The 25,147-nt window shown below is 35.1% G+C and carries 21 protein-coding genes; 10 read left to right on the top strand and 11 right to left on the bottom strand.

Annotated elements, in window-relative coordinates; translation table 11 throughout:
• Positions 1 to 130 precede the first annotated feature (130 nt).
• The 6 genes from EDF66_RS04925 to EDF66_RS04900 all read left to right on the top strand — a co-directional run bounded on the left by EDF66_RS04925 (position 131) and on the right by EDF66_RS04900 (position 6,577).
• Complete coding sequence (locus EDF66_RS04925) at positions 131 to 898, top strand: glycerophosphodiester phosphodiesterase (RefSeq protein WP_132841008.1); 768 nt, start codon at positions 131 to 133, stop codon at positions 896 to 898.
• A gap of 57 nt (positions 899 to 955) precedes the next feature.
• Positions 956 to 1,792 carry an endonuclease/exonuclease/phosphatase family protein gene (locus EDF66_RS04920; protein WP_132841007.1) on the top strand — a complete coding sequence of 279 codons (837 nt, stop codon included), beginning with the start codon at positions 956 to 958 and terminating at the stop codon, positions 1,790 to 1,792.
• A 183-nt stretch (positions 1,793 to 1,975) separates the two neighbouring features.
• Complete coding sequence (locus EDF66_RS04915; RefSeq protein ID WP_021187920.1) at positions 1,976 to 2,785, top strand: DUF4197 domain-containing protein; 810 nt, start codon at positions 1,976 to 1,978, stop codon at positions 2,783 to 2,785.
• Between the two features lie 552 nt (positions 2,786 to 3,337).
• Complete coding sequence (gene pepT / locus EDF66_RS04910; protein ID WP_132841005.1) at positions 3,338 to 4,597, top strand: peptidase T; 1,260 nt, start codon at positions 3,338 to 3,340, stop codon at positions 4,595 to 4,597.
• Between the two features lie 45 nt (positions 4,598 to 4,642).
• A complete protein-coding gene (locus tag EDF66_RS04905) occupies positions 4,643 to 5,209 on the top strand; it encodes a nitroreductase (RefSeq protein ID WP_132841003.1) in 567 nt (188 codons plus the stop codon).
• 144 nt (positions 5,210 to 5,353) lie between these two features.
• The gene (locus EDF66_RS04900) at positions 5,354 to 6,577 is read left to right on the top strand and encodes a carboxypeptidase-like regulatory domain-containing protein (protein ID WP_132841002.1); all 1,224 of its coding nucleotides are present in this window, start codon (positions 5,354 to 5,356) and stop codon (positions 6,575 to 6,577) included.
• Positions 6,578 to 6,583: 6 nt separating this feature from the next.
• Here the strand turns inward: EDF66_RS04900 and EDF66_RS04895 are convergent, their stop codons facing one another.
• Together EDF66_RS04895 and EDF66_RS04890 are read right to left on the bottom strand one after the other, a co-directional pair.
• Complete coding sequence (locus EDF66_RS04895) at positions 6,584 to 7,324, bottom strand: hypothetical protein (protein WP_183917451.1); 741 nt, start codon at positions 7,322 to 7,324, stop codon at positions 6,584 to 6,586.
• The gene (locus EDF66_RS04890; RefSeq protein ID WP_132841283.1) at positions 7,284 to 7,820 is read right to left on the bottom strand and encodes an RNA polymerase sigma factor; all 537 of its coding nucleotides are present in this window, start codon (positions 7,818 to 7,820) and stop codon (positions 7,284 to 7,286) included. Before EDF66_RS04890 ends, EDF66_RS04895 begins: the two co-directional genes overlap by 41 nt.
• A gap of 203 nt (positions 7,821 to 8,023) precedes the next feature.
• Here EDF66_RS04890 and putP point away from each other — a divergent pair, with 203 nt between their 5' ends.
• A complete protein-coding gene (gene putP, locus EDF66_RS04885) occupies positions 8,024 to 9,517 on the top strand; it encodes a sodium/proline symporter PutP (protein WP_132841000.1) in 1,494 nt (497 codons plus the stop codon).
• A gap of 103 nt (positions 9,518 to 9,620) precedes the next feature.
• On the opposite strand, the gene EDF66_RS04880 is transcribed toward putP, so the two are convergent.
• From EDF66_RS04880 to EDF66_RS04855, 6 genes are all read right to left on the bottom strand, one after another.
• On the bottom strand, positions 9,621 to 10,877 hold the full coding sequence (locus EDF66_RS04880; RefSeq protein ID WP_031286926.1) for a YeiH family protein: 1,257 nt from the start codon (positions 10,875 to 10,877) through the stop codon (positions 9,621 to 9,623).
• 137 nt (positions 10,878 to 11,014) lie between these two features.
• Complete coding sequence (locus tag EDF66_RS04875) at positions 11,015 to 12,793, bottom strand: acyl-CoA dehydrogenase family protein (RefSeq protein ID WP_132840998.1); 1,779 nt, start codon at positions 12,791 to 12,793, stop codon at positions 11,015 to 11,017.
• A 256-nt stretch (positions 12,794 to 13,049) separates the two neighbouring features.
• On the bottom strand, positions 13,050 to 14,225 hold the full coding sequence (locus EDF66_RS04870) for an acetyl-CoA C-acyltransferase (protein ID WP_132769295.1): 1,176 nt from the start codon (positions 14,223 to 14,225) through the stop codon (positions 13,050 to 13,052).
• A gap of 28 nt (positions 14,226 to 14,253) precedes the next feature.
• Positions 14,254 to 14,613: a four helix bundle protein gene (locus tag EDF66_RS04865; protein ID WP_132840997.1), complete on the bottom strand. Its 360-nt coding sequence runs from the start codon at positions 14,611 to 14,613 to the stop codon at positions 14,254 to 14,256.
• 30 nt (positions 14,614 to 14,643) lie between these two features.
• Positions 14,644 to 17,070, bottom strand: a complete 2,427-nt coding sequence (locus EDF66_RS04860) for a 3-hydroxyacyl-CoA dehydrogenase/enoyl-CoA hydratase family protein (protein ID WP_132840995.1) — start codon at positions 17,068 to 17,070, stop codon at positions 14,644 to 14,646.
• A gap of 37 nt (positions 17,071 to 17,107) precedes the next feature.
• Complete coding sequence (locus EDF66_RS04855; RefSeq protein WP_021187929.1) at positions 17,108 to 17,557, bottom strand: MarR family winged helix-turn-helix transcriptional regulator; 450 nt, start codon at positions 17,555 to 17,557, stop codon at positions 17,108 to 17,110.
• Between the two features lie 288 nt (positions 17,558 to 17,845).
• On the opposite strand from EDF66_RS04855, the gene EDF66_RS04850 reads away from it, so the two are divergent.
• Positions 17,846 to 18,808 (top strand): isopenicillin N synthase family dioxygenase, encoded by a 963-nt coding sequence (locus EDF66_RS04850; RefSeq protein ID WP_045752411.1) that lies wholly within the window; start codon positions 17,846 to 17,848, stop codon positions 18,806 to 18,808.
• A 106-nt stretch (positions 18,809 to 18,914) separates the two neighbouring features.
• On the opposite strand, the gene EDF66_RS04845 is transcribed toward EDF66_RS04850, so the two are convergent.
• The 3 genes from EDF66_RS04845 to EDF66_RS04835 form a co-directional block, all read right to left on the bottom strand.
• Entirely contained in the window at positions 18,915 to 19,673 is a 759-nt protein-coding gene (locus EDF66_RS04845; RefSeq protein ID WP_243655992.1) for a porin family protein, read from the bottom strand.
• Positions 19,674 to 19,678: 5 nt separating this feature from the next.
• Positions 19,679 to 20,878 carry a PCMD domain-containing protein gene (locus EDF66_RS04840; protein ID WP_132840991.1) on the bottom strand — a complete coding sequence of 400 codons (1,200 nt, stop codon included), beginning with the start codon at positions 20,876 to 20,878 and terminating at the stop codon, positions 19,679 to 19,681.
• 161 nt (positions 20,879 to 21,039) lie between these two features.
• Positions 21,040 to 21,393: an MmcQ/YjbR family DNA-binding protein gene (locus EDF66_RS04835; RefSeq protein ID WP_021190148.1), complete on the bottom strand. Its 354-nt coding sequence runs from the start codon at positions 21,391 to 21,393 to the stop codon at positions 21,040 to 21,042.
• 194 nt (positions 21,394 to 21,587) lie between these two features.
• Here EDF66_RS04835 and EDF66_RS04830 point away from each other — a divergent pair, with 194 nt between their 5' ends.
• Together EDF66_RS04830 and EDF66_RS04825 are read left to right on the top strand one after the other, a co-directional pair.
• The gene (locus EDF66_RS04830) at positions 21,588 to 24,260 is read left to right on the top strand and encodes a TonB-dependent receptor domain-containing protein (protein WP_132840990.1); all 2,673 of its coding nucleotides are present in this window, start codon (positions 21,588 to 21,590) and stop codon (positions 24,258 to 24,260) included.
• Positions 24,253 to 25,140, top strand: coding sequence for a GLPGLI family protein (locus EDF66_RS04825; RefSeq protein WP_132840988.1), 888 nt, complete (start codon positions 24,253 to 24,255; stop codon positions 25,138 to 25,140). The genes EDF66_RS04830 and EDF66_RS04825 overlap by 8 nt, the downstream gene beginning before the upstream one ends.
• The last annotated feature ends 7 nt before the right edge of the window (positions 25,141 to 25,147 follow it).

Below are 25,147 nucleotides of genomic sequence, written 5' to 3'. Positions count from 1 at the left end.
GCAATCTATGCGAACAGGTTGTGATCGCTTATTTTTTATATTTAAAACAAAAAGAGCTCGTAGACTCCTAAGTAAAACAAAGTATTCGTCTATACCAGAAAACATGAATACTACTTTATATTTATATCCGATGAAAAAAACAGTTTTTGTAATCCTTGCCACTATGGCCGTTATGGGAATCACTGAATTAAATGCTCAAACCAAAATCATTGCTCACCGTGGAGCTTTTAAAAACACGAAAGTTCCGGAAAATTCAATTGCTTCGTTAAAAGCCGCTAAGGATTTAAATCTTTGGGGTTCGGAATATGATGTACATCTTACAAAGGATAATGTACTTGTTGTCAATCATGATAATGATTTTTACGGAATAGATATTGCGACCGCTACTTACCAGGAGTTATTGGCTAAAAGCCATCCAAATGGTGAGAAAATTCCTACTTTAGAGGAATATATCAAAGCAGGGTTAAAGCTTAAAGGTTTAAAATTAATTCTTGAATTGAAGACTAATAAACTAGGACTTGAACGTACCTTGGAGGCTGCTGAAAAAGCTGTCGCTTTAGTAAAAGAATTAAAAGCTGAAAAAGTAACTGAATATATTGCTTTCAGTTATGATGCTTGTAAAAAGATCCATGAACTTGATCCTAAAGCTAAGGTCGCCTATTTAAATGGCGATATTGCTCCTGATCAAATTAAAAAAGATGGTTTAACGGGTATTGATTATCATCTTAGTGTTTTCACGAAAAACCCAACCTGGTTACAAGAATCAAAAGCATTAAAGCTGACGACAAATGCTTGGACAGTTAATAAAGAAGATGATATGAAATCTCTGATCAGTCAAAAGATTGATTACATTACAACGAATGAACCTGAGCTTTTAAAGACTTTACTCAAAAAATAATTAACCTTGTATAGCAGTTCATAGATATGAACAACACATTTATAAAAAAATAAGTTAATGAAAAAAATTATTCTTGCTTTCTCTATTTTACTTGTGGGTTTAGGAAGTGCTCTTGCACAGCAAATGCGAGTGGCCACCTACAATATAAGACAGAAAAATGATCATGATATTGGTAATATGTGGAATGAACGCAGAGATGCTGTAGCCAATTTGATTAAATTCCATAATTTCGAAATTTTCGGTATACAGGAAGGATTTATTGACCAAGTGAAAGATCTTCAAGAACGTCTTCCTGATTTTAAATCGATAGGTGTTGGTCGAGACGATGGTGCAGAAAAAGGAGAACATTCTTCAATTTTTTATAACAAGAACCGTTTTGACGCTATTAAAAGCGGAACTTTCTGGTTGTCTGCGACAGATACAAAACAACCCAATAAAGGCTGGGATGCTGCACTGCCACGAATCTGCACATGGGCAGTTTTAAAGGATAAAAAAAGTGGAAAATCATTTATTTTTATGAATACGCACTTTGACCATGTTGGTGTTGAAGCGAGAAAAGAAAGTGCTAAATTGATCTTAACTAAGGCAAAGGAATTAGCCGGTAATCTTCCTTTAATCTTAACAGGTGATTTCAATGTTGATGAACATAATGAAGCATATTTTACTTTAGCAAATAGCAAAACTGTGGTCGATAGTTATACCGTTAGTCCTCGAATCTATGAACCAAGCTCTTCTTTTAATGGCTGGGGTAAAAGTATTAAACAGAAAGAAAGGATAGATCATATTTTTGTTGTTCCTAAAACAAAAGTAAGTAACTATGCAATATTGACTGATACGTATCAGGGAAAATTTCCGTCAGATCATTTTCCTGTTATTGTAGATTTATCGCTATAAAACAGAATTATATTGTGCCGGTCTAAAACCGGCGCAATTAAACTACCTTTTCCCTTGATTTATCAAGAGTTAGACGATCATTTGGGTATCCACTCACCCTTCTAAATACGGTAAATATTCGTACTCTTCGTTAAACTTTAGATTCCTTTTGCGTTCTAATTTGTAGTTTTACAAAAAAAAGACATGAAAAGTATCTTATCATACGCTCTTATTGCATCAGGATTATTCTTTGCAACTCAATCTCAAGCTCAGTCCAAAGGGCTTTCTAAGTTAAAGGATATCTTAAATTCTACATCTGCTCAAAATAAAACAAATAGCGATACTACTACGAGTAAAGTTGTTCCCTCTAATCAGGCTGTCGTAAAAAATATTACAAAGAAAGAAGCTACTTCGGGTATAAAAGAAGCTTTAGCTAAAGGATTGACTAACAGTGTTAATATTCTTTCTGTAAAAGATGGATTTTTAGGAGATGCCGCAGTCAAAATTTTAATGCCTGCTGAAGCTCAAAAAGTAGAAAAAGCACTTCGCGCAGTAGGTATGGGTTCTTTGTGTGATCAGTTTATCAGCAGTATGAATAGAGCTGCGGAAACAGCTGTTAGTGAAGCAGGGACTGTTTTTGTCAACTCTTTATCGAAAATGACGATTACAGATGCTTACAATATTTTATTAAGTGGTAATCAAAATGCCGCAACGACTTTCTTTAAAACAAATACTTCGACCGAACTGACTTCAAAATTTTCTCCTGTTATAGACAAGGCAATGGGGGCTAATAATGTATCGGGTTACTGGAATCAATTAACAACTGCTTATAACAATTTACCATTTTCAAAAAAGGTAGAAACCAATTTAACAGGTTACGTTACGCAAAAAGCTATCGATGGATTATTTGTAAAAGTAGCAGATCAAGAGTTAAAGATCAGAGAAAATATTGGTGGATCGCGAAACACGGATTTACTATCAAAAGTATTCGGCTGGGCTGATAATCAAAAATAAGGTATTGGACAGAATTTTTAATTCTGTCTACACCTTTACGTTTCTTTTGTTAATATGGCTAAAATATAGCCTGGACCAATTTTTATACTGGTATATAGTAGCAAGTCCGATCAATAATAAGATAGACTTCACAAATAAATTTACTCCAAAATAAGGTGTGATCTGCACATGTTTCCCCATTAGTATTAAAGCGAAAAACATATAATATAACCCACAAATAATCAGATAAATTTGAAATGCTTTTCTTAAGATTCGTTGATTCTTTGTCTTGATTAAAATCCAAAACGGAATTAGAAGGTATATAAATTGACTAATATAGATCAATTGTCTAATAGAATTATCCATACTAAAAAGTAAAAATAACTGAGCGATAAAAAGAAGGAGAAACATTGCTTTTAATAAACGCAACATACTGGAAATCAAATTTTAAGTTTTTTAAATTTACAAAAAAAATATTGTTTTACAAATAATAAACTATAAAAGTCAAAATTCGCTAATGCTCACATTTTTTGTAATTTTGCAGGGCATAATCACATTAATGATATAAAAAGTATGAGTAAGTTCGAGATCAATAACATCAGTGATTTTTCAGTTTCTGAAAGATTCCAACGTTATGTACAGATAGATACACAGTCGGATGCAAGTTCGCCTACTTGTCCTTCGACAGAAAAGCAAAAAAATTTAGGTAATCTTCTTGTGGAGGAATTACTGGCATTGGGAATTTCTGATGCAGCCATGGATGAAAATGGCTATGTATATGCAACTATCCCTTCCAATAGTACTAAAAAAGTACCTACTATTTGTTTCTGTTCGCATATGGACACGTCACCTGACTCCTCAGGTAAAGATGTTAAACCTTTGGTTCATCATGATTATCAAGGTCAGGATCTGGTATTACCGGATGATAACAGTATTATCATCAAATATTCGGAACATCCTGATCTGGCAAATCAAATCGGTCATAATATTATTACAGCGAGCGGTACAACACTATTGGGCGCCGATGATAAGGCGGGAATTGCAGAAATAATGGATGCAGCTCGATTATTAATGAAACATCCTGAGATCAAGCATGGGGATATAAAAATCTTATTTACGCCAGATGAAGAAATTGGAAGAGGGGTTGACAAAGCTGATCTTAAACGCCTAGCTGCTGATTATGCATACACGATGGATGGTGAAAAAGCGGGCACGATAGAAGATGAAACTTTTTCTGCAGATGGTGCAACATTAACCATACATGGTGTTTCCGTTCATCCTGGATTTGCTAAAGGAAAAATGCAAAGTGCTATCAAAATTGCTAGTGCAATTATAGAGGCTTTACCCCAGGACCGCCTGTCGCCAGAAAGTACAAATAAAAAAGATGGTTTTGTTCATCCGACAAATATCTCGGGCACAGTGGAAAAAGCAGAAATCCATTTTATTATCCGTGATCACCTTACAGCTAATTTAGTAAAGCATGAATCTGAGCTTGAAGCTATTGCAAAATCTATAGTCGCTCAATACCCTAACTGCAGTTATACGTTCGAAGTAAAGGAACAGTACCGCAACATGAAGGAAATTCTGGATCAATATCCTCAAATCATGGAAATTGGAATTGAAGCAATTACAAGGGCTGGCATGAAGGCTGAACGCAGAAGTATTCGCGGTGGTACTGATGGTTCGCGTTTATCTTTTATGGGATTACCTTGTCCTAATATTTTTGCTGGTGGACACGCTTTCCATGGAAAACAGGAATGGGTATCTGAACAAGATATGCAAAAAGCTGTTTTAACAATTTTGCAAGTAGCATCTCTTTGGGAAGAAAAATAATCATTAACTTCATACATATTCAACGCGTTTAAGGAAATAACATATATGCAATCTAACGAAGTTTTAAAAGCAATACAGAGCCGAAGATCAGTTTTTCAAGCTAATTTTACGGATCAAGATGTTAATAAAGAAGATATCTTAACGATTTTAGAAGCGGCGAATGCTGCTCCTACTCATAAAAGAACGCAACCTTGGCGTTTTACTATTTTCAAAGGCGAAGGTCTTTTACGTCTAGGCACTGAACTTTCGCGTATTTATAAAGCGGTCACTCCTCCAGAAAAATACTTTGAAAAAACAGAAATCACTATGGGTGAAAAGGCTACGCAATCCAAAGTTGCAATAGCTTTAATTGTCAATTATACTGGTGACGTTCCTGAGTGGGAAGAACTGGCGGCAACATCTTGTGCGATTGAAAATATGTGGTTAGCGGCACATTCTTTAGGATTGGGAGGTTATTGGGCTACTCCAGGATTAATCAATCACTTAAGCAATTTCTTAAATTTAGAAGAGAATCAAAAGTGCATTGGGTTGTTCTATTTAGGACACCATGAAACAGAAGCTAGAGAACCTATTCGATCTCCTATTGCGGACAAAATCCGTTGGGAGGAATAAAAATATTCTTTAATTAATAAAAAAGGTCGACCCAACAGTCGACCTTTTTTATTGCAGCTTATTATTAAACTTCTTAATCTCAAATTTTTAAAAATTTATTTTCACAGTCTACGATATATTCGTAAATTAAACCAAAATTGGCCTATGAAAATAATCATATCCTTCTTATTATACATAATCTATACATTCTCTCCAAGTTTCGCCCAAAGCGTGATTAAAGGTGTTGTATTGGATCGGGAAACTAAGCAACCTATTCACGGAGCTACTGTTTATATCAATAATTCATCATCTGCAACCAGTACTTCAAAGGATGGTAGTTTCCAACTGCACCAAAAAATTATTCAGAATCAAGAACTGGTCATTTCAAATATTGGATATGAGGCCGCATTTGAAACAATTACTACTACTAATTATGAAAAGGTAAAGGTTTATTTAACACGTAAGATTACTACTCTAGAAGAAGTTAGTGTTATCCCGTTTGAAAAAGATGGGTGGGCAAAGTGGGGTAAATATTTTACGGAAAGCTTTATCGGAACAAGTAAGTTTGCTCAAAAAACGAAAATATTAAATCCAGATATACTGCGATTCCGATATAATAAATCATCAAAAATATTAACTGTAATAGCGAACGAGCCAATACAAATAGACAATAAAGAACTGGGTTATATGATCTCATACGATCTCATTACTTTTCGATCGAACTTTTCTGAAAATACAATTCAATTTGAAGGTTTTAGCTATTTTAAAGATTATAAGCGGATTACAAAGAGTATATTGAAGCAAAGAAGAGTGGCCTACCAGCTTTCCATGATGCGCTTTATACGAAGTTTATATGAACATAAATGGCAGGAGGATGGTTATGTAGTCCGCGAGCTTACTAAAAAAGAAAATCTAGAAAGAAAAGATGCCCAGGAAAAACTAAAAACAATAACGTCACTGGTCAATACGAAATATGAAGGTAAATGGAACTCATTTTATATACTGCAATCAGAAATCATCAAAGATAGTGTGACTAAATATCAAAATATCATGCGGCAACCTGAGTTCTATGACGTCTTAGGAAAACAGTTAACTGAATCTGATCTTGAAAAAGGAAGCTTGGGAAATCAATTAAAGGAAATTCACCATCAAAATTACATTCATATCTTAAATAGGAACCAAAAAATAGACCTCGATTATTTCAATTCTAACAATGCTTATGATGAATCATCTCGTTTAAAAATAGATGACGATTCATCCATTGTCATAAATTATCAAGGAAACTATACGCCTGCTATACAATGGTCAATGGAAGGTTTTTTTGCCTGGTATTCTAAAGTTGGCAATATGCTCCCCTTGGATTATACAATACAGGAAAATAATAAATAGTCTTTCTTAATTACTTTTTTCTTCAATTCCAAAACAATGTGTCGGCTTGAAAGCTTGGGTAGGATTTTCTATAGGAAAGCTAATAATTAATTTACCTTTTTTTCCATGCCACTTGGGCCCCTTGTCTATTAATCTTAATATCTCCTTTTTTAGAACTTCATTGGGTGCGTCTTCAAAATTAACATTTATTAATTTTCCATTTTTATCAACTTCAAAATTCAGGATAATTTTACCTCCTAAATCCCGCACCTGTACATTTCTTTGCAGATATTGCTCAAATGCATTCCATCCTTCTATCGGTGAGGCATCTCCACCAGTTAAGAGGGGTTCAATCGCAATCTTATTTTCAGGGGAACTCAGCTCGACTTCTGTCGTTCTACTTTTATTTGTATTAAAATTCTTAAAATAAATAAAGGCGATAAGCACGACAAAAATGACTGCTGCTGCTGATCCAACTGCCAATCGTTGCCAAGTATAAAACTGGGCATTACGAGTAGATATCGTTTGCTCCACACGGCGGTTTAAACGCTGTTGCAACAAACTCAATTGTCGTACATCCACTCCTTTTTGCAAACGATAACCTTCAATTGCATCCTGCAAAAAAGGATCTTCCAATGCTTCTTTCTCTAGTTGAAACATTTCCTCTTTATTCATCAGACCACTGATGTAGTTATGAATCCGGGATAATTGATAATTATTTTCCATTTTACTTACTCTCCATACAAATTTTAAGATTTCGCTTGCCATTTTGAATATAGCTTTTCACTTTATTCATTTCTATTCCGGTAAGGGCTACGATATCTTTATAACACTTTTGCTCTAAATAAAATAACCTGATACAACGCTCCTGTTCAGGTTTTAGCGTCAACATGCACATTTCTAATTTTTCAAATTGACTTTCGCTCCATTCTTTGGGATCAGATTCATCTAAATAATCATGACCAACCGCAACTTGTTCATCAATATCAACATACTGCGTTCCCTTTTCTTTCCTCAGCTGCATGAGGCAAAAATTTTTAGAAAATGTGTAAAGCCAGCTTTTAAAATTATCGACCTCGTGGATGCGCAATTTCCGAATCAATTCTTCAAAAATTTGCATGACGGCATCCTGACTCTTTTCGGCATCGTGCAAATATTTAAAACATACACCATAAAGCAATGACATATAGGGAGCATACAATTTACCCAAAAGATCCAGATCTCCTGTACTTCGATATTGTATTAATAATTCCTTTTCTGTCATGCTCGGGATATTACTTTGCTTAATTGATGCTTTAAGATACATAATTCCATAAAACAATCAAGAAAAGATTAATATTATGTTTCACTTTTATATCGAGTTATTGAAATTCTATCGCTTCAAATTGATTGTAGTATCTTCGTACAATCAAAACTTGATAGTCTTTATCAATTATTTGATGACATTTTAAAGAATAATAGATGCTTATGAATGAATATGAATTAATAGCTATTGGCTTATATATGGCCTTAATGATTGGAATTGGAATTTACTCTTGGAGGAAGTCAAACAGTAATTCCGATGATTTTTTGATCGGTGGGCGCAAGATGGGCGCGGCTGTGACTGCTTTATCGGCAGGTGCAGCAGACATGAGCGGCTGGTTACTCATGGGACTTCCCGGTGCGATGTATCTTTCAGGATTATCCAGTGCATGGATTGCAATTGGTCTGACTATTGGCGCATACTTCAATTATGTTATTGTAGCCCCTCGACTTCGGGTATATACAGAAGTTGCCCAAAATGCAATTACACTCCCTGTATTTTTTGAGAATCGTTTTAAAGATAAAACCCAGCTCTTAAAAATTGTCTCTTCAATTTTCATTTTAGTGTTTTTCACTTTATATACTTCTGCAGGTATGGTTTCGGGTGGAAGATTGTTTGAATCGGCTTTTGGTATTGATTACTATACTGGATTGTATGCTACAACTTTTGTTGTTGTACTTTATACTTTCCTAGGTGGATTTTTAGCTGTTAGCTTAACAGATTTTGTGCAGGGAACAATTATGGTCACCGCGCTTGTCATCATTCCAATTGTACTGATTTTCCAACTTGATGGACTGGGTAATACATTGGATATCATACATAATAAAGGTGCTAATTATTTAGATTTACTAAAGGGTACCACCACGGTATCGATCGTATCCTTACTCGCTTGGGGATTAGGTTACTTTGGGCAACCTCATATTTTAGTGCGATTTATGGCTATTGGCGATGTTAAAGATATCCCTAAAGCTAAAAGAATCGGCATTAGCTGGATGATTCTTACTGTTGGTGGAGCATTACTTTTGGGATTATTTGGAATAGCTTATTTATATAAGTTTGATCAAGCTACTATGTTGCAATTTGATCAATCAAAGGAATTGTCAGAAACTATTTTTATCCATCTTTCGAGAGCATTATTTCATCCCTTAATTGGCGGTTTTCTTTTATCCGCAATTTTAGCAGCTGTCATGAGTACCATATCTTCTCAATTATTAGTGACCTCTAGCTCAATGACAGAAGATATTTATAAAGCTTTTTTTAATAAAACAGCTTCTCCTAAACGTATGTTACTTGTAAGTCGACTTTCTGTGCTTATTGTAGCGATAATTGCCTTACTGCTCTCCCTAAACCCTAAAGACAGCATATTAAATCTTGTGGGAAATGCCTGGGCCGGTTTTGGCGCTGCCTTTGGTCCCCTTATCATCTTGTCGTTGCTTTGGAAAAAAACAACCGCCACTGCAGGATTATTGGGAATGTTGGTGGGTGGTGCTACTGTACTTTTATGGGTGTATATTCCTCACGATTACAAATCTGTGTATGAAATCATACCTGGTTTCATTTTGAGTTTCTTAACGATTGTTATTGTTTCGTTTTTCAGCAAACCTGTTGCCCCTGTCATTGTGGAGGAATTTGATCAGGTTACGAAAATTCTGAAATAATAAAAAAGGATAACCTAAATCTGGTTATCCTTTTTTATTATTTGAAATGTTGATATTGACGATATATTATCGGTCTTTCTTATCCATCATTGTATTCCTAAGTCTACTGAAATAACAAGAGTGCAATAATTAAGGTCACAATAATATTAAATGTTTGTGCAATTAAAAAGGCATACAATGGCTTTTTATTATCCTGTTGAAACAGGTCTTTAAAATTAGTTTCCAATCCGATTGAGGTAAAGGCCAGGGTAAACCAAAGTCCCTGAATAAATTTCAAACTTCCTTTAACCGCAACATTTGTTTCTGGTGAAATAAAAAATGAGAAAAGTAAAGATGCAAATATAAAACCCAGGACAAACTTTGGAAATCTTTCCCAAATAATTTTCAAAGTTGGTTTCTCTTTCTTTGTTTCATCATCAACTGACTTTGAATAGCTCCAATAAATACTAATTGCAAATGCTGCAATTCCTAATAATACATTTTGTGAAAATTTTACAATTGTACTGATTTTTAAGGCTTCTTCTCCAACTAAACTACCTGAAGCGGCTACAGCACCCGATGTATCTATTGAACCTCCTAGCCATGCTCCTGTTACTTCTTGAGACAGTCCCATTTTATCCGCCAAATAAGGCATAAAAATCATCATCGGAATTGCCGTGATCAATACAAGTGAAATAATGTAAGATAACTTTTTACTATCTCCTTTAATTGCTCCAGATGTTGCAATTGCTGCTGATACCCCACAGATAGATACTGCGCTTGATAGCATCAAAGCCATTTCTTTATCAATCTTTAATTTTTTACAAACCCAAAAAGCAAAATACCATACTGAAATGACCACTACTAATGCTTGGATAAGTCCCAGTGAACCAGCTTTGAGTATATCTCCAAAAATAACTGTTGTTCCTAAAAGAATCAATCCAATTTTGACATACAACTCTGTACTTAATGCACTTTTAAACCAATCAGGAAGATTGAAAAAATTACTGATGACCAAGCCGATCGCCAAACTGAAAATAACAGCTTCTAGATTATAGTCTTTTACGAGTGAATTTCCAGCAAAGATGAGTGCGAGCATGGTTAACACATAGACAGACGGAAAAACTATTAATAAGCTTTTAACCGACTTACCTAATAAGGAAGCTCCGATAATGGCGACAATAAAGACTAGACCAAATTGGGTCGCTATTGCCTGCAGGTTATGAATGGAAAATACTTGGTTTCCTAATTCTGAAAAATTGCTCCAGCTGAAACTTGGTTGAGGAACAATGACCCCAAAAATTGCTAAAAAGACAATTCCTAATCCTAAGATAACAACTACCCAATCCTCAGCTAAGGAGAATGATTTCGAAGATGACATGTAAACAGGTTTTAATTTAGAAACCCCAAATTTAGAAATATTATCCATGCCGGCAACTAGTAAACGAAAAAGTTACCAAATAATAAAGCCGAGATGTTTTCATCTCGGCTTCTAAACCTATAATCACTTTTTAAAACCTAAAAACAATATTTATTGGCATCAATCAACTTCTTAGCAATTCGTTGACGCGCATCTTTCACATTAAATGGTTCTGATTTTGTAAAGCGACGTAAACCCACTAACATCATTTTCAACTCATCACCTTCAGCAAAAGAATTTAGGGCTTCTTTTCCTGCAATATTCACTTTATCAATGGTTGAGTACAGATAAATTTTAGCCATATCTGTTGCATCAGCACTTGCTTCTACTCCTTTTGTATGATATAATTTCTCCGCACGAAGTAACGCTGACTCAGCGATGTATACATAACCAATGATATCGGCAATATTCATCAAAATCTCCTGCTCCTTAGATAAAGACATCATCAATTTTTGAACTGCGGCGCCAGCAATTAATAAGCCTGCCTTTTTCAAATTAGCGATAATTTTCTTTTCTGCTGCAAATGGTGTTTCATCTTCTTCTCCAAAATCAGGAATAGCTAATAATTCTGATGCAACTGCAGTAGCAGGTCCCATCAAATCAATCTCTCCCTTCATGGCACGTTTCAAAAGCATATCTACGACCAACAGTCTATTTACTTCATTAGTACCTTCAAAAATACGATTGATACGTGAGTCTCGATAAGCGCGTTCCATTGGTGCTTCTGCTGAATATCCCATGCCTCCATAAATCTGTACGCCTTCATCCACAACATAATCTAACATTTCTGAACACCACACTTTAATGATCGCACACTCGATAGCATATTGTTCTACAGATTTCAGTTTTGCTTTGGCTTCATCCATCCCCCCTGCAACTAATGATTCGTACGTGTCATCAATATTCTGACCGGCACGATATGCTGCTGATTCGGTCGCAAATAATCGCGTTGCCATTTCAGCTAATTTGTAACGGATGGCTCCAAATTTGGAAATAGGTAAATTGAACTGCACTCGCTCATTGGCATATTTAATCGCTTGTGTAATCACCATGCGTGATGAACCGATAGTAGCAGCGCCTAATTTTATACGACCAATGTTTAGGATATTAACCGCTATTTTAAATCCATTTTCACGTTCAGAAAGCATATTTTCAACAGGAACTTCACAATCGTTGAAAAATACCTGACGGGTTGAAGATCCTTTGATTCCCAGTTTATGCTCTTCTGGGTTCATGCTGATTCCTCCAAAATCTTTCTCAACAATAAAAGCGGTAAGATTCTTATCATCATCAATTTTTGCAAAAACAATAAAGATATCAGCAAAACCACCATTTGTAATCCACATCTTCTGTCCATTAATGACATAGTGTGTACCTGCGGCATTTAATTTTGCTGCAGTACGACCAGAGTTGGCATCTGATCCTGAATTAGGTTCTGTTAAACAATAAGAAGCTTTCCATTCCCCAGTAGCTAATTTTGGAATGTATTTTGTTTTTTGAGCTGCGTTTCCATAGTATAAAATAGGCAAAGTACCTATGCCTGTATGTGCCGATAATGCCACAGCAAAGGAGAATCCTCCCCCAACCGCATCTGCAACTAACATGGATGTATTGAAGTTTTTACCAAATCCCCCGTATTCTTCTGGTATGGACACACTCAACATTCCTAGTTCTCCAGCTTTATCCATAAGACTTGGCATCAAACCTTCTTCCTGGGAGTCAATACGATCCAATTTGTTTAGAACTTCCGTATCTAGAAAGTCAATACAGGTCTGACGAATCATCTTTGCTTCTTCATCAAATTCTTCAGGAATAAAAATATCTGTATAAGATGTCTCTTTAATTACAAATTCTCCGCCTTTAATTGTGTTGCTCATAATTTTTCTGATTAAAGTGCAAAGGATAAAGACTAAAACCTTATTTCTTTGCTTCTATTGTTAAATATTATTCTATTTTTTAAAACAAATACCTCTCGATAAGTCACCTAACTGATCTTTACGATTAAAAATCAGTTTAGATGGTCCGATTTGCAAAACATGTGGATGAAAAGCTGAAGTCATCCTCAAAATGTGCGATTTGATTTCGATAAAGAACATCTCATATGCCCTGTCGAAGTCTTAAAATTTGCGCTATCTATAGTAATTCAAAAATACCTGCTGCTCCCTGTCCTGTTCCGACACACATGGTTACCATGCCGTATTTTTTATTTCTACGCTTCAGTTCATTTAATATTTGAACAGTCAATTTGGCTCCAGTACAACCCAATGGATGGCCTAAAGCAATGGCACCGCCATTGACATTAACTTTTTCTTCATCAAGACCCAATTCGCGAATAACGGCTAAAGATTGTGATGCAAAAGCTTCATTCAATTCGAATAAATCGATATCTTCTTTTTTTAATCCTGCCATTTTTAGAGCTTTTGGTATAGCTACAATAGGTCCAATACCCATGATACGTGGCGGTACTCCTGCCACGGCATAACTGACAAGACGTGCTATCGGTTTTAGGTTCAATTCTTTCATTTTTTCTTCTGAAACAATCAAAACAAAAGCTGCTCCATCTGAAGTTTGTGATGAGTTACCTGCTGTGACAACACCATCAGCTGCAAAAACTGGACGCAACTTCGCTAGTGCTTCAAGTGATGAATCTGCTCTTGGTCCTTCGTCTGTGTCAACGACATATTCTCTTGTTTCTAATTTTTTGCCATCCTTTAAGTAGTTTTCCTTTACTGTAATCGGAACAATGCCATCTTTTAAATGGCCATTTTTAATAGCCTCAACAGCTTTTTGATGTGATTTTAAGGAGAATGCATCTTGGTCTTCTCGAGATACGCCGTATTCTTTTGCAACAGCTTCGGCTGTAAGTCCCATTCCCCAATACCAATCTGGATTTTCTTTTGCTACTTCAGGGTTTGGAACAATTTTCCATCCTCCAAAAGGCATTCCTGACATAACCTCTACTCCGCCAGCAATAATACAATCTGCCATTCCGGCTTTTATTTTTGCTACAGCTGTGGCTATTGTCTCCAACCCAGAAGCACAGTAACGGTTTACAGTGACTCCTGGCACTTTATCCGTTTGCAAACCCATCAGCGAGATTAAACGTCCTACATTCAATCCTTGCTCTGCTTCTGGCATTGCATTACCGACGATTACATCGTCAATTTCTTCTTTATTTAAGTTGGGTACTGATGCCACCAAATGCTTGATCACATCAGCGGCCAAATCATCCGCACGCATAAAACGAAATCCTCCACGAGGTGCTTTCCCTACTGCTGTACGATATCCTGCTACAATGTATGCTTCCATAATAATATGAGTAGTTAGTAGTTAGATGTTAGTAATTAGATGTAAGTTTTTGCTGAAAAGAATAATTCATCTTTTGCAACTCGCTCAATTTCTCTAAAATAATTACCAAATCTTCTTCTAATATATAACCTAAGTTTTTTGAGATAATTAACTGTGTTTCGACTTCATAGGTAGATCCATGTGCTATGGCAAGAAACTGAATAAATTCTTTTTTTGAATTTCGACCAGCTCCTTCGGCAATGTTCGAAGGAATTGAAACTGCGGCACGATTAATCTGACTGATTAAATTAAACTTTTCTTTATCTGGAAAAATTGATGTAACCTTATAAATATCAGAAACAAAAGCTATTGCTTTTTGCCATATTTTCAATTCCTTGTATTGATGCATATCTAAATACTAAGTACTAAATACTATAATTTAATTTCTTAACGGTTTTCCTTTTGTTAACATAAATTGGATACGTTCCAAAGTTTTTCGTTCTGAACATAACCCAAGAAAAGCTTTACGTTCTAGATCCAATAAATACTGTTCTGAGACTTCTGTTGGTGCCGATAATTCACCGCCACATAAAACATTTCCCAATTTTTCAGAAATCTTTTTATCATGATCAGAGATATAATTTCCAGCACGCATTGAACTTGCTCCTACATAGACAATTCCTAATCCTTGTTTTCCCAATACCTTAATATCAGTCCTTTGAACGGGCTGTATATAACCTGCATTAGCTAATTCTAAAGCTTTTTCCTTTGCATCAGCTATAAGTCGAGCTTTATTCATGGTAATAGCATACTTACCTTGCTGCAGGTATCCAAGTTCATAGGCCTCTATAGCTGAGGTTGACACTTTTGCTGTTCCTATGGTCAAAAAACGATCTTTTAAAGTATTTTGAACAATTTGATCGTCTTTATACTCATCTGAAGCACGTAAAGCAAATTCTTTAGTACCTCCGCCACCTGGTATTACACCAACTCCAAATTCAACTAAGCCCATATATGTCTCAGCATGTGCCTGCACAAAATCGGCATGCATTGAAAATTCACAGCCTCCTCCTAATGTCATTTGAAATGGTGCTACTACTACTGGAATGGACGAATAGCGAATCCGCATAGAAGTATTCTGGAAAGCACGAACCGCCATATTTAATTCATCGTAGTCTTGCTCAGCGGCCATCATGAATATCATACCTATATTAGCTCCTGCGGAGAAATTTTTTCCTTCGTTAGAAATTACTAATCCACGATATTCTTTTTCAGCTAAATCAATTGCTTTATTCACACCTTGAATTACATCACCACCGATCGTATTCATTTTGGTATGGAATTCACAATTGATAATTCCATCTCCAAGATCAATAATGGAAACTCCGGAATTTTTCCAAATTGTTTTGCTTTCACGGATATGATCTAAAACAATCAGATCTTCTGTTCCTGGAATAGGTTTGTATGATTTTGATGCAATATCATAATAATGACGAACGCCATTTTCGATTTTATAGAAAGACTCACAACCTGCGTCTAACATATCATGAACCCATTGTGAAACTTCACCACGTTGACCTGGGAGACGTTTCTCTTCGTTCTTAATTTTTTCTATTGTCTCTCGAACACCTAAAGCATCCCAAACCTCGAAAGGACCTATCTCCCAACCAAAGCCAGCACGCATCGCATCATCGATACGGAAAAAATCGTCAGTAATTTCAGGTACACGATTAGATACGTATTCAAACAAAGGATAATGCATGGCACGGAACAATTCTCCTGCTTTATCTTTCCCTTGTTCATATACTTTCATTCGTTTGCGAATATCTTCCACCAATTTTGTAGCTTCCAGGGTAGCAGATTTCACCTTTCCTTGAGGTCCAAATGTTAAAGTTTTCAGATTTAAAGATTGAATTTCTGAATTTCCAGAAGCATCTTTTACTTTTTCGTAAAATCCTTTTTTGGTTTTTTCACCTAGCCACTTATTTTCAACCATTTTAGTTATAAAGGAAGGCAATTGAAATACCCCCTTAGCTTCATCATTGGGTGCATTCTGGGCGAGGCCATTAGCAACGTTTACCAAAGTATCTAAACCAACAACATCAGCTGTCCGGAAAGTTGCCGATTTCGGATGACCCATCGCTGGACCGGTATACTTATCAACTTCTTCCACAGTCAAACCTAGCGGTTCAACGAGATGGGTTAAAGCAAGCATTGAATAAACACCGATTCTATTGCCAATAAATGCTGGTGTATCCTTGCATAAAACAACTGTTTTACCTAAAAACTTGTCACCAAATTCTAACAGAAAATCAACAACTTCTTTTTTTGTATGGGGGGTAGGAATAATTTCCAACAATTGTAAATAACGTGGCGGATTAAAGAAGTGTGTACCACAAAAATGATCTTTAAAATCTTCGGATCTACCTTCCGTCATAAGATGTATCGGAATACCCGAAGTATTTGAAGTAATCAAAGTGCCTGGTTTTCGGTATTGTTCAACGCGTTCAAACACAGATTTTTTGATATCCAATCGTTCAACGACAACTTCAATGATCCAATCACATGATGCGATATCAGACATATTATCATCAAAATTTCCTGTTGAAATCCTTTTCACAAAAGATTTACTATAAATAGGAGATGGATTAGATTTTACAGCCGTTTCTAAAGACTGGTTGACAATGCGATTGCGAACGAACTTACTATCCAAAGTAAGTCCTTTTGCTGTTTCAGCTGGCAATAGCTCTTTTGGAACGATGTCCAAAAGTAATACTTCCATACCGATGTTAGCAAAATGGCAAGCGATCCTAGAGCCCATTACTCCAGAACCTAATACTGCTACTTTTCTAATGTTTCTACTCATTTATCTAATTGTTTATTATCAATAATTGCTAAGCTTACTATTGATCGATGGTACTATTTTCTTCTTGATATGAAGTCGCCAATTCATTTAATTTGGCTAAAGATTTCATCAATTGATTCCGCTCTTTCTCTGATAAATTTTCCTCGAGATAATGATTAAAATTACGAACGACGTTTTTTGCCATTTCTCTTTTTTCTTTACCCAGCTCTGTTAAATACACTTTAACCGATCGCTTATCAGATGCACTCGCTTCTCTATAAATAAATCCCAACTTCTCTAAATTATTTAACACCCGAGACAAACTAGTTGTTTTCACACCTGTTAAATTGGCGATCTGTGACACGGGGGTCCCCTCTTTATGGATATTAATTAAAATATAACCAGCAGCCTGAGTAAAACCATACTGCGTCGCAATCTGGTTATACTTATTAGCAATAGTCTGCCAACCTGTTTTTAAAAAATAATCGATTGTTTTATTTTGACTCATAATTTGCTTTATTATTTACTATGCAAGCATAACAAATCTAATTTATTTTTTTTGGATTTCAAATAGTTAATATTAAATTTTTAATAAATATTTGACGGAAATGAATAGTCCCTTACTAAGGTATTAAAATACCGATTATAATCAACAATATGCCATATTATCAAAATGTGGAAAACTTTTAACAACTACAAACCAACAACTTAAGTAAAACACCCCTACAGTTATTCACATTTGTGTTTTTATATTCAAAATTAAATCGGTTACCTTTGTATAAACAAACATAAACGTATGGCTTTAGTTAATATACCGAGACTTGACTTGTTAAACTTTACTGAGGGGAATTCAGAACAGCGCGGTCAATTTATCCAAGACATTGGAAAAGCTTTTAACGAAACTGGTTTCGTTACTATTGCTAATCATGGTCTATCAAAAGAACTAATAGACGAATTGTATCAAATCGTACCCGCATTCTTCTCATTACCGACAGAAACAAAATTGAAATATGAGTTTCCTGAACTTGCCGGACAAAGAGGGTATACAACAAAAGGTCGCGAAAAAGCAAAAGATTCTACAACTCCAGATTTGAAAGAATTTTGGCAAAGAGGACAAACAATCGTTGGTGAAGAATATAGTAAAACTGATTTTCCTGATAATCCGGAAGTTGCCGAATTACCTCGATTCAGTGAAATCACCGCCGAAGTATATAAAAAACTAGAAGATACTGGTCGTGAATTATTAAAAGCAATTGCAACTTATTTGGAGCTAGAAGAAGATTATTTCGAAAAATTCGTTATCAACGGTAACTCTATTTTACGTGCAATCCATTACTTTCCGATCCAAAATCCAGATGAATTAGCACCTGATGCTGTTCGTGCCGGAGCACACGAAGATATCAATTTGATTACTTTATTAATTGGAGCGAGTGCTGACGGTCTTGAGGTTATGACAAAAGACGGTGAATGGTTTCCTATTAAAGCTAAAGGCGAAGATATCGTTATCAATGTTGGTGACATGTTGCAGCGCTTAACAAATAATAAATTAAAATCAACTACACACCGTGTCGTTAATCCACCGCGTGAATTAATGGGTAATTCTCGTTTTTCTATTCCTTTCTTCTTACACCCTAAAGCATCAATGAGCTTAGCTTGTTTAGATTCTTGCATTAGCGAAACCTATCCAAAAGCTTATCCTGATTATACTGCAGGTGAATATTTAGATGAACGTTTGAGAGAGATCGGTTTGAAGATGTAATAATAAAGACATTGTATTATAACAAAAATAAGGCGCTACAGATCAATCTGTAGCGCCTTATTTTTGTTATAGCAAAACTATAATCTTTTGTCAATACTCAGATTATTTACAATTTATAGCCAATACCGACATTCATAAAAATGTTGTGCATCCCAAAACTAATACTTTCAAAACCGGTTTTCATAATGTTATTAAAGCCATAATCAAACTGTGCTAAAGCGAACCATTTCTTATTGATATTATAAGAAGTCCCTAAACTCGCTCCTACATCAATGTTCCGAACACTTTTTGAAAAATCATATGCTGCCTCATCGACAATTAGCTTCTCTCCTGTTGGAACCTCATTTCGCATATAGCCATTTGTAGCTTCACCAAAGAATTTTCTTTTGACAGCAAAAGCAATATAAGGACCTGCTTGAACATTCCACTTTTCAGATAATTTATAAGTAGCTAAAACTGGAATTGAAAGATAAAGGTTGTGCACTTTTGTGGTAATATCACCTGTATAATAACCTCGCATATTTTCATTAGGATCATCGTTCGCATTAAAAGTTGTTTTATATCCTTTAACGGTAGCATCAGCATTCATGCCCTTACCTTCAAATGTTAAACCTAAGATTACTCCCCATTTTTGATCAATTTGATAATTTGCTCTAACTCCCAAAAGAAATGGCACTGCTGGGGTATATTTATTTATTTTTCGAATTTCCTTTGGTAATGATAAAGGAGCAGCTCCTCCGATTTTACCACCCGCAATGATATCAATACTAAAATTATTTCCGACAGTATCCTGCTTCACTTTTTCATCCGCTTGTGCTATCATTGTAAATGTAGAAACCACTAAAGCGATTATATAATATTTCATATTCATTATTTTGTAATTACTTTTAGATCATCAATGATTAACTTACTTCCAACTGCGCCTATAAAACGATCGCCATATTTACTTGAAGACATCACAATAGCAATATTATAATCCAAGCTAGCGATAGCTACGTCATCTACTGTTGCAGAATAAATGAAAGGAATACTGAATTTGGCAAAATCATTTCCCGCGGTTGGTGCACCATTTTGAAGTTTAGCAATTGCGACAACACTTGGATCTTTAAGAATATTGTGACCAGTCAAATAATCTAATGGTTTTTTTATCGCTTTTTGCGATTCTATCAGTTCCTTTCTATTGTATAAAACAGCGTAAATATCACATGAATCCGTCATGTTCAAAACATTCATTTTTTCATCTGTTACAACTGCTCCAGCGGTATATTTAAAATACCCCTCTAATGACAAAGGAATCTTATTAAAAGGCATACCAAAACGGGTTGCAGACAATGGATCCGTTAAAACAGGACCTGTATCAAATGAACCTATAAATAAATTGCCTGCAGCTATGGGTTTGCCAAACATTGCTCCAAACGAACCCGTCGTTTTTGTTTCTAATAAAACTGCTTGCTCTCCTGAGTGGCTGACTTTAGTAGTTTTAGTTGGATAGGCCTCGGGAGTCGGTGGAATTTGCGAAATCATTAACGTTAGTGAAAAACTTGCATTTCCAGATGCCCAATTATAAAAAGGTACACCATCAATTACATCATAAAAAGTAACATACTTATTATCTTTATCTATTTCACTCTGTTCAAATCCAAAATTCAAAGGAACCAAACCTCCTTCAGTACGGCGCATCTTCACGAGGTAATTTTTTGAAAATTGACCGTCTTGTGAAGTCGTTTTATAATATACACCTTTATCAAAATATTGCTTCAGTATAGCCTTTTTTGCATCACTTTCTTCCGGATCTTTTTGTAATGAATCCGTAATTAGTGAAACTGTTGCTCCAGGTGTTACATCAAAATCAATCTTTAAATCCGTAAGGTCAATACCTGGTCTCACATATAAAACTATAGCATTATTAGAAATTAATGGTTCTAACAGCAGGATTTCGTCATTTAATAATTTATTATCACTTAGATGAATCCCAGTAATGTCGGCTTCCATATTTAAAGCCTCATCTTTCACACAGCTGGCAAACAAAAGAGTAGACAGCATGGTGAATAAAAAAGTTATTTTTTTCATCAAATATTTAATTTGGAGAGAATATATAAATAGGAATGTCTTGCTAAGCCATTCCAACTAGAATCCGCAAAGTTAAGATTGTTGGGGTAACAACTTAAATTTCGTGGAGAAAAAAGACCTTTGTCTCTAAAACTTGACAATTAAAGGAAATTCAACTGTTATTAAAGATTTTCTTTTATCTTTTTAGGCAATGATGCAAACACAAGATCATAACTATGATCAATTAATTCCAATAACTTTTGGTCTGTTAATTCACGATTTGCATGAACTGTATTCCAATGTTTCTTATTCATATGATATCCTGGAAAAACTGTCTGCAGAAATTCCTGTCTCAAACTAATAGCGTACTCTGGATCACACTTGACATTAAAAGATAGTCCCTCCAATTGATCTAACCCAACTAATAGAAAAACTTTAGAAGCAACTTTAAAAACCAGTGTATCAGGACCAAATGGAAGTTCTTCAGTTACTGCATTTTTTGCTATGCAATAATCGCGTAATTCTTCGATATTCATGTTTGGATTTTTTCTGAAAGTTAAGAAATAATTATTATTTTACCCAATGTACAGCTTGCTGATAAAGATTATAAAAAAACAAAAAATGTTAATTATTGTAAATAATGCTCTGTTTTTATAACATTCTGATTACACAAATATTAAGAACCGGTTAATATTCTATATTTGACACATAACTTCACCTAAATAGCATTATGAACAGGATATTTTTCCTCCTATTATTTTTTTGCACATCATTAAGTTACGCACAAACTTCTATTAAGGGTAAGGTTATAGATCGAGGCGAAAACAAGCCCCTTTTCAATGCTTCAGTAATCTTACTTACGGAACAAGATTCTATTTTGAAAGTATTTACACGCACAAACGAGGAAGGTAATTTCAATATCCAACCCCCAGAAAAAGGTGCTTATCGCGTACTTGTGACTTATCCAAAATTTGAACTATACAGTGACATCATAAATGTAGAAGATAGCAAGATTGATTTACATGATATTAAGATAAGTTCACGAGCCAATGTTCTTGAAGAGGTTGTTATAACGCAAAAACTACCAATAAGAATTAAAGGTGACACAATAGAATATAATGCCGGTAGTTTTGAAACTGAAAAAAATGCAAAATTGGAAGACCTTCTCCGAAGGTTACCCGGTATGACTGTATCTTCGGACGGAACTATTACTGCTCAGGGGAAAACAGTTTCAAAGGTATTGATAGATGGTGAAGAATTTTTTGGTTATGATCCTAAAATTGCGATTCGCAATGTTAGAGCAGATGCTATTGACAAAGTACAGGTATACGAGAAAAAATCTGATGAAGCTGAATTAACGGGAGTGGATGATGGCGTACGTATCAAAACGGTTAATGTGGTGCTTAAAGAAGAAGCTAGGAAAGGTATTTTCGGAAATGCGAATGCTACAATTGGTACTAAACATTTATTTGATGCGGGTTTATTTGCCGCTAAATTCAATCGTTCTGAACGCATAGGACTAACCGGAAACTGGAACAATATGGGAGGGGGAAATGATTCAAGGATCCGGTCCAATGCCAGCATTCAAGGTAAACCTGAATATAAAAATATTGGCGTAAATTATGACAATGTATTTCTAAAGAAAAGGTTATCGTTAAATTCCAGTTATAATTTCAACAACAACAGCGCTACTAATGAACGAACTTCTAACGTTAAGGAATTATTTGAAGACAAAACACAAGAAACAATAGGAAGTAACAGCTCCGATAACGATACAAAAAATAACAATGTCAGAACACAGGTACGATTCAAAATCGATTCTATCCAAAATCTAGACGTTCAATTGAATGCAGGCAAATCAGACACCTATACTAAAAGTACGTCGAACCGTAGGATCACCATTAATGACACTACACTAACGAACACTTTTGATGAAAATAACAGCTCAAAGGGAAATAATGATAATGCCGATTTCCGTATTAATTATAGAAGAAGACTAAACAATAATGGACGGTCTATTAATGTTCAGTTTAATACGCAATTATCACAAAGTGAATCTATTGGTCAAACAAAATCGATTACAAACTATTATAAAAACAACGCGCTTAACAGAGCTGATACTATAGATCAAAAACGTGTAAACGAAGCGACAAACAATCGAATCGGTGCTTCTCTAAATTTAAATGAGAAATTACTTCAAGACTTGTACCTAACTGTAGGATATACGATGAACAGTAACGTTTCAAAAAGTCTAAATAGATCATTAAATGCCGATGGACTGGGTGAATATACGTTGTTAGATTCATTATATTCTAAAAATGAAGAAAACAAAAATTTCAATCAGGGTGCAAATATTCAGTTAAACTACAACATTAAAGACAAACTCAATATTAACCTATCAAATACGATGAGCTATAGGAATCAAAAATTAATTGACAGCTATCGTGATATTAATCTCAATCGCAACTTTTGGGATAATAACCTGAATATGAATGTTAATTACAAATTGTCTTTAAACAAAAATTTGATGCTTAGCTACGGTACATCGAACAGAATTCCGACGTTCGGACAATTGATAGCCTTACAACCACAGACAAATCCATTATTTGTACAATTAGGAAACCCCGATTTAAAGAAATCCACTGAAAACTCTTATAATTTCAATTTTAATACCTTTAGCATTTTAAGAAGTTCGAGCTTCAATATCAATGCGGGTATTACAACAACACATAATCCGATTGCAAATAAGAGAATCCTTGATTCTGAAGGGGTGACAACCAGTAATTATGAAAACATACGAGATAAAATAAACTGGTCCGCTAGAGTATACTCTGGTTATAGTAAACCTTTATTTAATAATTTACTTCAGTTCAATCCAAATGCGAATGTAAGCTATGGAAATAGTTACGACTTTCTGAATGGTGTATTGAACAATTCCAAGAACTACAATGCAAGTGCAGGTTTTGGATTAAATAAACAAAATTCTAAGGTTATTGACTTCAACTTCTTTACGAATATAGGTGTTGATCGTGTGGAGACTCTTTTACAACCTGATTTAAACAGTAATAGCCTGAGAGCAAATATCAATACGGATATCAAATACTTCCTACCCTTTAAATTTGATCTGGTGCAGGTTATTAATTACGGATATACGGGTAAGAACAAAGTATACACTAAAGCTATCAATCAATTTTATATGAATATGGAATTAAATAAGAAATTGATGAGCAATAACCTACAATTAAGCTTAAAAGCATTTGATATTTTTAAAACATTCAATACTACCAATCGCTCATTTGACAGCAGTAAATTTTCGGAATCACAACAACAGATGCTTACTCAATATTTCATGCTTGGATTGAAATGGGATTTTAACAAAAACTTAGGAAAGAAAAATGACTAAATTATTAATAGGTTTCATTCTTTTGCTATTTGGCACAGATGCATTTGCGCAACATGCTTACTTTGCAACAAAAGGAACCATCAATTTTGAGAAAGTAGTGTATACGAAAGCGAGAATGCGGGAATTGATGGCAAAACATAGCGGCAATCGAGGCGGTATGATGTATATGGGAAATATTGATGAAATGCCAGAAAGTTCTACATCCAATTTTGTTCTGAAGTTTGATGAGAACCAGACATTGATGGAGTCCAATGCAGAAGAAACGCCAACAAAACCCAATACCTCACCTGCAAATACAAGAGTTGGAAGAGGTTCAGGAGGAGGACGAGGGAATGCAGGAGCAAATCAACGAACAGGCACAAATGGAGGTGGCGGTATGCGTGGCATGGGCAGAGGAAACAACAGAATGGGCGATAAAACTTATTTTCAGAACCTTAAAGCTAAGCTTTCTGAAGTACAGCTTCAAATTGACGAAAAAATTATTATAAAAGATAGTCTTCAGGATGTCACATGGCGATTCACAGATGAGTTTAGAACAATTGCAGGGTATGAATGTAGACGTGTAAATGGGGCGACGAAAGATTCACTCTATCTAATCGCTTTTTATTCAGAAGAGATTCCTGTCTCAGGAGGGCCGGTATTAACAGGAGGATTGCCCGGAATGATCTTGGGACTTGTTGTTCCTGAAATGCATATCAATTATTGGGCGACTGAGGTAAAATTCACCACTGATCAGGTTTCAAGTTCGTGGAAAGATAAAAAAGCAAAAGAGATGTCATCCAACGAATTTTTCAAATTGCTTTCAGGCAGTATGTTTAGGGGAAGAGGTAACAGTGATGCGCAACAAAGAAGACAAATATTAGAGCAGATTCTTTATTAAAGAATCT

The sequence above is a fragment of the Sphingobacterium sp. JUb20 genome (assembly GCF_004342035.1).
Classification (GTDB): domain Bacteria; phylum Bacteroidota; class Bacteroidia; order Sphingobacteriales; family Sphingobacteriaceae; genus Sphingobacterium; species Sphingobacterium anhuiense.
This window is presented reverse-complemented; position numbering and strand designations above follow the sequence as displayed.

Excerpts from the sequence above, each read along its gene's own strand:
- EDF66_RS04850 (WP_045752411.1), top strand. The coding sequence starts at position 17,846 with ATGGCTTTAGTTAATATACCGAGACTTGACTTGTTAAACTTTACTGAG.
- EDF66_RS04895 (WP_183917451.1), bottom strand. The coding sequence starts at position 7,324 with ATGGCAAGCGAAATCTTAAAATTTGTATGGAGAGTAAGTAAAATGGAA.
- EDF66_RS04865 (WP_132840997.1), bottom strand. The coding sequence starts at position 14,613 with ATGCATCAATACAAGGAATTGAAAATATGGCAAAAAGCAATAGCTTTT.
- EDF66_RS04825 (WP_132840988.1), top strand. The coding sequence starts at position 24,253 with ATGACTAAATTATTAATAGGTTTCATTCTTTTGCTATTTGGCACAGAT.
- EDF66_RS04875 (WP_132840998.1), bottom strand. The coding sequence starts at position 12,793 with ATGAGCAACACAATTAAAGGCGGAGAATTTGTAATTAAAGAGACATCT.
- putP (WP_132841000.1), top strand. The coding sequence starts at position 8,024 with ATGAATGAATATGAATTAATAGCTATTGGCTTATATATGGCCTTAATG.
- EDF66_RS04835 (WP_021190148.1), bottom strand. The coding sequence starts at position 21,393 with ATGAATATCGAAGAATTACGCGATTATTGCATAGCAAAAAATGCAGTA.
- EDF66_RS04845 (WP_243655992.1), bottom strand. The coding sequence starts at position 19,673 with ATGAAATATTATATAATCGCTTTAGTGGTTTCTACATTTACAATGATA.
- EDF66_RS04880 (WP_031286926.1), bottom strand. The coding sequence starts at position 10,877 with ATGTCATCTTCGAAATCATTCTCCTTAGCTGAGGATTGGGTAGTTGTT.
- pepT (WP_132841005.1), top strand. The coding sequence starts at position 3,338 with ATGAGTAAGTTCGAGATCAATAACATCAGTGATTTTTCAGTTTCTGAA.
- EDF66_RS04840 (WP_132840991.1), bottom strand. The coding sequence starts at position 20,878 with ATGAAAAAAATAACTTTTTTATTCACCATGCTGTCTACTCTTTTGTTT.
- EDF66_RS04890 (WP_132841283.1), bottom strand. The coding sequence starts at position 7,820 with ATGACAGAAAAGGAATTATTAATACAATATCGAAGTACAGGAGATCTG.
- EDF66_RS04855 (WP_021187929.1), bottom strand. The coding sequence starts at position 17,557 with ATGAGTCAAAATAAAACAATCGATTATTTTTTAAAAACAGGTTGGCAG.
- EDF66_RS04900 (WP_132841002.1), top strand. The coding sequence starts at position 5,354 with ATGAAAATAATCATATCCTTCTTATTATACATAATCTATACATTCTCT.
- EDF66_RS04920 (WP_132841007.1), top strand. The coding sequence starts at position 956 with ATGAAAAAAATTATTCTTGCTTTCTCTATTTTACTTGTGGGTTTAGGA.
- EDF66_RS04870 (WP_132769295.1), bottom strand. The coding sequence starts at position 14,225 with ATGGAAGCATACATTGTAGCAGGATATCGTACAGCAGTAGGGAAAGCA.
- EDF66_RS04925 (WP_132841008.1), top strand. The coding sequence starts at position 131 with ATGAAAAAAACAGTTTTTGTAATCCTTGCCACTATGGCCGTTATGGGA.
- EDF66_RS04915 (WP_021187920.1), top strand. The coding sequence starts at position 1,976 with ATGAAAAGTATCTTATCATACGCTCTTATTGCATCAGGATTATTCTTT.
- EDF66_RS04830 (WP_132840990.1), top strand. The coding sequence starts at position 21,588 with ATGAACAGGATATTTTTCCTCCTATTATTTTTTTGCACATCATTAAGT.
- EDF66_RS04905 (WP_132841003.1), top strand. The coding sequence starts at position 4,643 with ATGCAATCTAACGAAGTTTTAAAAGCAATACAGAGCCGAAGATCAGTT.
- EDF66_RS04860 (WP_132840995.1), bottom strand. The coding sequence starts at position 17,070 with ATGAGTAGAAACATTAGAAAAGTAGCAGTATTAGGTTCTGGAGTAATG.